The 6,750-nt window shown below is 72.3% G+C and carries 6 protein-coding genes; 4 read left to right on the top strand and 2 right to left on the bottom strand.

The window, feature by feature from the left end; translation table 11 throughout:
- Positions 1-757, bottom strand: a 757-nt coding sequence (locus ETD85_RS17870; RefSeq protein ID WP_240779210.1) for an AfsR/SARP family transcriptional regulator, incomplete at its 3' end; no start/stop codon positions are given.
- Positions 758-1,135: 378 nt separating this feature from the next.
- On the opposite strand from ETD85_RS17870, the gene ETD85_RS17865 reads away from it, so the two are divergent.
- Complete coding sequence (locus tag ETD85_RS17865) at positions 1,136-1,951, top strand: M23 family metallopeptidase (protein ID WP_240779209.1); 816 nt, start codon at positions 1,136-1,138, stop codon at positions 1,949-1,951.
- 79 nt (positions 1,952-2,030) lie between these two features.
- The gene (locus tag ETD85_RS17860) at positions 2,031-3,467 is read left to right on the top strand and encodes an N-acetylmuramoyl-L-alanine amidase (RefSeq protein WP_138690849.1); all 1,437 of its coding nucleotides are present in this window, start codon (positions 2,031-2,033) and stop codon (positions 3,465-3,467) included.
- Positions 3,468-3,546: 79 nt separating this feature from the next.
- Here the strand turns inward: ETD85_RS17860 and ETD85_RS67285 are convergent, their stop codons facing one another.
- Positions 3,547-5,184: an IclR family transcriptional regulator domain-containing protein gene (locus ETD85_RS67285; RefSeq protein WP_138690848.1), complete on the bottom strand. Its 1,638-nt coding sequence runs from the start codon at positions 5,182-5,184 to the stop codon at positions 3,547-3,549.
- Between the two features lie 115 nt (positions 5,185-5,299).
- On the opposite strand from ETD85_RS67285, the gene ETD85_RS17850 reads away from it, so the two are divergent.
- Together ETD85_RS17850 and ETD85_RS17845 are read left to right on the top strand one after the other, a co-directional pair.
- A complete protein-coding gene (locus ETD85_RS17850; protein ID WP_138690847.1) occupies positions 5,300-6,079 on the top strand; it encodes a CoA transferase subunit A in 780 nt (259 codons plus the stop codon).
- Complete coding sequence (locus ETD85_RS17845; RefSeq protein ID WP_138690846.1) at positions 6,076-6,705, top strand: CoA transferase subunit B; 630 nt, start codon at positions 6,076-6,078, stop codon at positions 6,703-6,705. Before ETD85_RS17850 ends, ETD85_RS17845 begins: the two co-directional genes overlap by 4 nt.
- The last annotated feature ends 45 nt before the right edge of the window (positions 6,706-6,750 follow it).

Genomic DNA, 6,750 nt, shown 5'->3' with positions numbered 1-6,750 from the left:
GGGCCGGGGCGGGCGCGGGCTCCTCCTCCGCCAGCACGCGGGCGTGCGCCTCGCGCAGGTCCTGGCCGGGCTCGATGCCGAGCTCGTCGACCAACTGCCGCCTGATCGTGGTGTAGGCGTGCAGCGCCTCGGCCCGCCGGCCGCCGCGGTGCAGGGCGAGGATGAGCTGCTGCCACAGGTCCTCGCGGTAGGGGTGGCCGCCGATCAGCTCGCGCAGGTCGTCGATGGCGGAGGCGTGCTCGCCGGCGGCCAGCTTCATCGCGACGAGGTCCTCGGCCGCGCTGAGCCTGGCCTGGGTGAGCGAGCGCAGCCGCGTGTCCCACAGAGGGCTGGCGGGCAGGTCGCAGACGGGCTCGCCGCGCCATAACGCGAGCGCGCCGCGCAGCAGCCCGGCCGCCTCTTCGGTACGCCCGCAGGCCCGCGCCCTGGCGACCAGGTCCTCGAACAGCAGGACGTCGAGCCGGGCCGGCTCCACCTCGATCGCGTAGCCGGAAGGGTGCGCGGCGATGCTCGCCCCGGCCGCGCCGAGGACGCCGCGCAACGAGCTCACGTACGTGCGCAGGTTGGCCGTGGCGGAGGAAGGCGGGTTCCGCGGCCACAGGACCTCGATGAGCACTTCCGTGCCGACCACCTGGTTCGCGTCGAGCAGCAGCGAGGTCAGCAGCAGCCGCGGTTTGTTGCCCGCGATGCGCAGGATCCGGTCCCCGGCACGGACCTGTAGGGGGCCGAGAACACCGAAGTTGGGCTGATCAACCACTATGACCGCACCTACTCCTTAGCTGGAGGTATTGCAACCATTTGTCGGGTTGTCCGATCGAGCTGGCTGTGTCTTTATACCGATTTTGGATGTTCTTTGTACGCCGTACTCGCAATCTTGACCCCCAGCAAGCGCACTTCGAGAAGATCCACGCAGACCATGACCGGCGCCGGGCGAATCATGTCCGGGAGCCGTTAGGAAAGGATCCGTATGAGGCCCAGCAGGGTGCTTACGGTGGGGTTCGTTCTTATGTGCGGGCTCGTGGCCGGTCAGGCCGCCTCCGCCGCGCCGACGCCGGCACCGAGCGCGACGCCGACGGCCGCGCCTACGTCGACCCCGCATCCGAATGACCCGCCGAACACGGTTGACCCGCCCGCGGTGACGACCTTGGCCGCGCCGAGCTTCCAGTTGCCTTTCCCCTGTGGCCAGAGTTGGACCGGCAACTCCAGCGGGAGCAGCGCCCACCAGTCGTATGAGATCGACTTCAACCGGGGCAGCACCGCGAACGCCGACCTGGGCGACACCGTCTCCGCCGCCGCGGCGGGCACCGTCGTCATCTCGGCCCACCAGGGCTCCACGAACGGTTACGGCAACCTGGTCAAGATCGACCACGGTGGCGGCTGGACGTCGTACTACGCCCACCTGAACTCGCGTTCGGTCGCCGCCGGCGCCAGCGTCAAGCAGGGCCAGAAGCTCGGCACCCTCGGCAACACCAGCAAGCCGGGCAACAACATCAGCCCCCACCTGCACTTCGAGGTGCGCCAGGGCACGAGCTACCCCGCCAACATCCGCAAGGCCGTCTTCAACGGCGTCACCTTCGGCTACCCGAACCAGACGCTGACCTCGAAGAACAGCTGCGGCGGCGCCACGAACCCGCACACGGCCGCGTCGGTGTGCGGCAGCGGCTACAAGGTGGTCGACTCCGCGGCCCTGGGCACGGCGGGCACGGCCTACCTGCTCTACAACTCGGCCAACGGCAACAACTGCGTGGCCACGATCAAGAAGACCTCGCTGGGCAAGGCCACCGCCACCAGCGCCTATCTGGAGGTGCAGGGTAAGACCCGCGCCACCGACAGCGGCAACTTCGCCTACTACGCGGGTCCGGTTCGCGCGGCCGCGGCCGGCAAGTGCGTCAAGTGGGGCGGCAAGGTCGGCACGTCCGCCTATAACAGCCCCTTCGAGCACTGCGGCTAGAGCTTCCTGAGCGTGCGGGCGGTCGCCGGGCGGCCGCCCGCTCCCACACCCCCCGACCTGAATTCCTGAGGAGAGAACTGTGCTAGCCCGCCTGCGCCGCTCGGCCGTGCTGCTGACCGGCGCGCTGATCCCCGTCTCGCTGCTCATGGGGCAGCCGGCCGCGACCGCGTCCGCCGCCGACCCCATGGCCGGCGCGTTCGCCAAGGCGGCCACCACGTACGAGGTGCCGCGCGACCTGCTGGTCTCGCTCGCCTACGCCGAGACCCACCTGGACGGGCACGACGGCGAGCCCAGCGCCAGCGGCGGCTACGGCGTGATGCACCTGGTCGCCGCCCGCACGCTGGAGCGCGCGGCCACGATCACCAAGCAGCCCGTCTCGGCGCTGAAGAGCGACGACGCCGCCAACATCGCCGGCGGCGCCGCAGTCCTGCGCGCCTACGCCGACGAGCTCGGCCTGACCGCCACCGCCCGCAAGGACGCCGGCAAGTGGTACGAGGCCGTCGCCAAGTACGGCAACGCCACCTCGGCGGACGTGGCCCGCCTGTACGCCGACACCGTCTACGACCTGCTGAACGAGGGCGTGCGCGCCACCACCCCCGGCGGCGAGAGCATCACGGTGCAGCCGCGCGCCATCGAGCCCGCCCGCGGCCCCTACGCCAAGGCCAAGGACCTGGACGGCCCCACCACGCTCGCCGCCGCCACCGACTACCCGTCGGCCACGTGGGTGCCGGCCAGCACCTCCAACTACGCCGTCTCCAGCCGGCCCACCAGCGACGCGATCGACCGCATCGTCATCCACGTGACGCAGGGCTCCTACGCCGGGACCATCTCCTGGTTCCAGAACCCGGCCGCCAAGGTCAGCGCCCACTACGTCGTACGCTCCTCCGACGGCGCCGTCACCCAGATGGTCAGGGAGAAGGACCGGGCTTGGCACGCCGGCGACTACAACCGGCGCTCGGTCGGGATCGAGCACGAGGGCTTCGTCGACAACGCGTCCTGGTTCACCGACGCGATGTACCGGTCCTCGGCCGCGCTGACCCGCAACATCGCCGACCGCTACGGCATCCCCAAGGACCGCACCCACATCGTGGGGCACAACCAGGTCCCTGGCACCGACCACACCGACCCGGGCGGCTACTGGGACTGGACCAAGTACATGCAGTACGTCACCGGCTCGGGCGGCGGCACCACCAACCCGCACACAGCCGAGTCGGTGTGCGGCAGCGGCTACACGGTGATCGACTCCGCGGCGCTGGGCACGGCGGGCACCGTCTACCTGCTCTACAACACCGCCAACGGCAACAACTGCGTGGCCACGATCAAGAAGACTTCGATCGGCACGGCCAGCGCGACCAGCGCCTACCTGGAGGTGCAGGGCAAGACCCGGGTGACCGACAGCGGCAACTTCGCCTACTTCGCGGGCCCGGTGAAGGCCGCCGCGGCCGACAAGTGCGTCAAGTGGGGCGGCAAGGCGGGCTCGTCCGTCTATGACAGCCCCTTCGAACACTGCAGCTGAGAGCCCCGTGAGCGCGTGGGCGGGTCGCCGGACACGGCGGCCCGCCCACGCGGCGCGTCAGGGGCCGGTGCGGCCGCCGTCACCACGTGGCGGCCAGGCGCTCGGGCGCGGAGTCGTCCGGCACGGCGCCGGGCACGTGGGCCAGGTCGGCCTCGATGCGGGCGGCGGCCTGCCTGAGCTCGGGCAGGACGTCGCTCAGCAGGTCGGCGGCGGCGGCGCGGCTGGCGTGGGTGGCCACGTTGACGGCCGCCACGACCCGGCCGTCCCCGGCGCGCACCGGCACCGCGATCGACCTCACCCCCTCCTCCAGCTCCTGGTCGACCAGGGCGTAGCCGTCCGCGGCGGCCCGGCTGACGGCCGCGGCGAGGTCCTCGTGCGAGGTGATCGTGTGCCGGGTCAGCGGCAGCGGCGCGATCGCGGCCAGCCGCTCCGCTGGCCGGCCGGCCAGGAGCACGCGGCCCATGGAGGTCGCGTACGCGGGGAAGCGGGTGCCGACCGTGATGTTGACACTCATGATGCTCACCGTGGGCACGCGGGCCACGTAGAGGACGTCGTCGCCGGACAGCACCGCGGCCGAGGCCGACTCGTGGATCCGGCCCACCAGGTCCGCCAGGTGCGGCTGGACGATCTCGCGCAGGGTCAGCCCGGACAGGTGGGCGTAGCCGAGCTCCAGCACCTTGGGCAGCAGCACGAAGCGGCTGCCGTCGGCGGCGGCGTACCCCAGGCGCTCCAGGGCCTGCACCGCCCGCCGCACGGTGGCGCGCGGCAGACCGGTCACCCGTGAGGCGTCGGCGAGGGTCGCGCCGCCGCGCGCCGAGCCGAGCGCGACCAGCACCGCGAGGCCGCGCGCGAGCGACTGCAGACGTCCGTCGCCCGGCTCGGCCGCCACGCCCGTTCCGGCGACCGCCGCCGCCGTTGCCATTGCCGCCGTCGCGGCACGCTCGCCCGCCGCGTGAAGGTCCGACGCCGCGTGAACGCCCGGGGCCGCGCCCGAGCGCGCGTCCGGTGGTGTGGCGAGGGTCGCTTCCATGGCCGCCACCGCCTCGCGCATCCGGGGCAGGGCGTGGGCGACCAGGCCGGCGATGGTGTGCCTGCTGGTGTGGCTGACCACGCTCAGCGCGCAGACCGCCGTCCCGTCCCGATCCCGTACGGGCAGCGCGACCGCGATCAGCCCCGGCTCCACGAGCTGGTCGTCCTCGGCCCACGGCGCGTCCGGGTCGAGCAGGGCCAGGCCCGCCGCGCACCGGGCGGCCGGCAGCAGGTCCCCGACCCGGAAGACGATCGACATGGTGCGCCGCCGGGCGAACTGGGCGATGAACCGCACCCCGTCCCCGTCCTGGACGGCCAGCGACACCGACTCGTCCAGCTCCCGCGCCAGCCGCTCGGCCGCCGGCGCGAGGACGTCCCGGAGCCCGCCGCAGGCCAGGTACGCCTCGCCCAGCTCCATCAGGCGCGGCGCCAGCAGCACGTCGCGCCCCTCGGCACGGACGTAGCCCAGGTGGACGAGGGTGGCCAGCACGCGATCGACGGTCGACCTGGCCAGGCCGGTCGCGCGGACGAGGTCCGTGGCGCGGGCCCGCCGCCCGCTCGCGCGTACCACGTCCGCCGCCCGCACCGGGGCGGCCGCCGCGTCCGGACCACCGGCGGCCGGCTCCGGGCCGGCGGCCAGCACGCGCAGGACGGTCAGCCCGCGCTCCAAGGTTCCGGCCGCTTCCATCCGCGCCTCCAAGATCGAAGGAGCTTTTGACAGAAGCGCCTTCAGGTACACATACTCGACCACACGATAGTGAACTAAAGTTCGCTGAGCGAACACATCGGGTGAACGGAGTGTCGTGCGGAAAGACAAGCTGGTCGCCACGGCCGGGGAGGCGCTGGCCGGCGTGCATGACGGCGCCTCGTTCGCGGTCGGCGGATTCGGCCTCAGCGGCATCCCCAACGTGCTGATCCAGGCCCTCTACGACACCGGCGTGCAGCGCATCGGCGTCGTGTCCAACAACTGCGGGGTGGACGGGGGCGGCCTCGGCATCCTGCTGGCCGCCGGGCGCATCGCCCGCGTGACCGCCTCCTACATCGGCGACAACAAGGAGTTCGCCCGGCAATACCTGGCCGGCGAGCTGGAGGTCGAGCTGACCCCGCAGGGCAGCCTGGCCGAGCGGCTGCGCGCGGGCGGCGCGGGCATCCCCGCCTTCTACACCCCGGCCGGGGTCGGCACCCCCGTCGCCGACGGCGGCCTGCCGCTGCGCCACCACCCCGACGGCTCGATCGCCCAGGCCTCGCCGCCGAAGGAGGTGCGCGAGTTCGACGGCAGGCAGTACGTGCTGGAGCACGCCATCACCACCGACTTCGCGCTGGTGCGGGCGGCCAAGGGCGACCGCTACGGCAACCTGGTCTTCAACAAGTCCGCCCGCAACTTCAACCCGCTCGCGGCGATGGCCGGGCGGATCACGATCGCCGAGGTGGAGGAGCTGACCGAGCTCGACCCCGACGAGGTCCACCTGCCCGGCGTGTTCGTCCAGCACGTCGTGCCGCTCACCCCCGAGCAGGCCGCCGACAAGGCCATCGAGAAGCGTACGACGTCCGTCCCGCGGACGCCGGAGGGGAGCACGGCATGAGCTGGACCCGTGACGAGATGGTCGCGCGGGCGGCCGCCGAGCTGCGCGACGGCGACTACGTCAACCTCGGCATCGGGCTGCCCACCCGCATCCCCTCCTTCCTGCCGCCGGGCGTGGACGTGGTCCTGCACTCGGAGAACGGCATCCTGGGCGTCGGCCCCTACCCCGCCCCCGACGCGCTCGACCCCGACCTGATCAACGCGGGCAAGGAGACGGTGACCGTGCTGCCGGGCGCGTCGTTCTTCGACTCCGCGCTGTCGTTCGGCATGATCCGCGGCGGGCACATCGACGTGGCGGTGCTCGGCGCGATGCAGGTCTCGGCCCGCGGCGACCTGGCCAACTGGATGGTTCCTGGCCGGCTGGTCAAGGGCATGGGCGGGGCCATGGACCTCATCCACGGCGCGCGCAAGGTCATCGTGATCACCGACCACACCGCCAAGGACGGCTCACCCAAGATCGTCAAGGAGTGCACGCTGCCGCTCACCGGACAGGCGTGCGTGCACCGGATCATCACCGACCTCGGCGTGCTCGACGTCACCGCCGACGGGCTGAGGCTGGTCGAGACCGCGACCGGGGTGAGCGCGGCCGAGCTGCGCGACCGTACGGAAGCGGAGGTCCTGTCATGAGGACCGGCAGCACAGGCTCGCGCACGAAGACCGGCACCGGAGCAG

The sequence above is a fragment of the Nonomuraea zeae genome (genome assembly GCF_005889725.1).
GTDB lineage: Bacteria > Actinomycetota > Actinomycetes > Streptosporangiales > Streptosporangiaceae > Nonomuraea > Nonomuraea zeae.
This window is presented reverse-complemented; position numbering and strand designations above follow the sequence as displayed.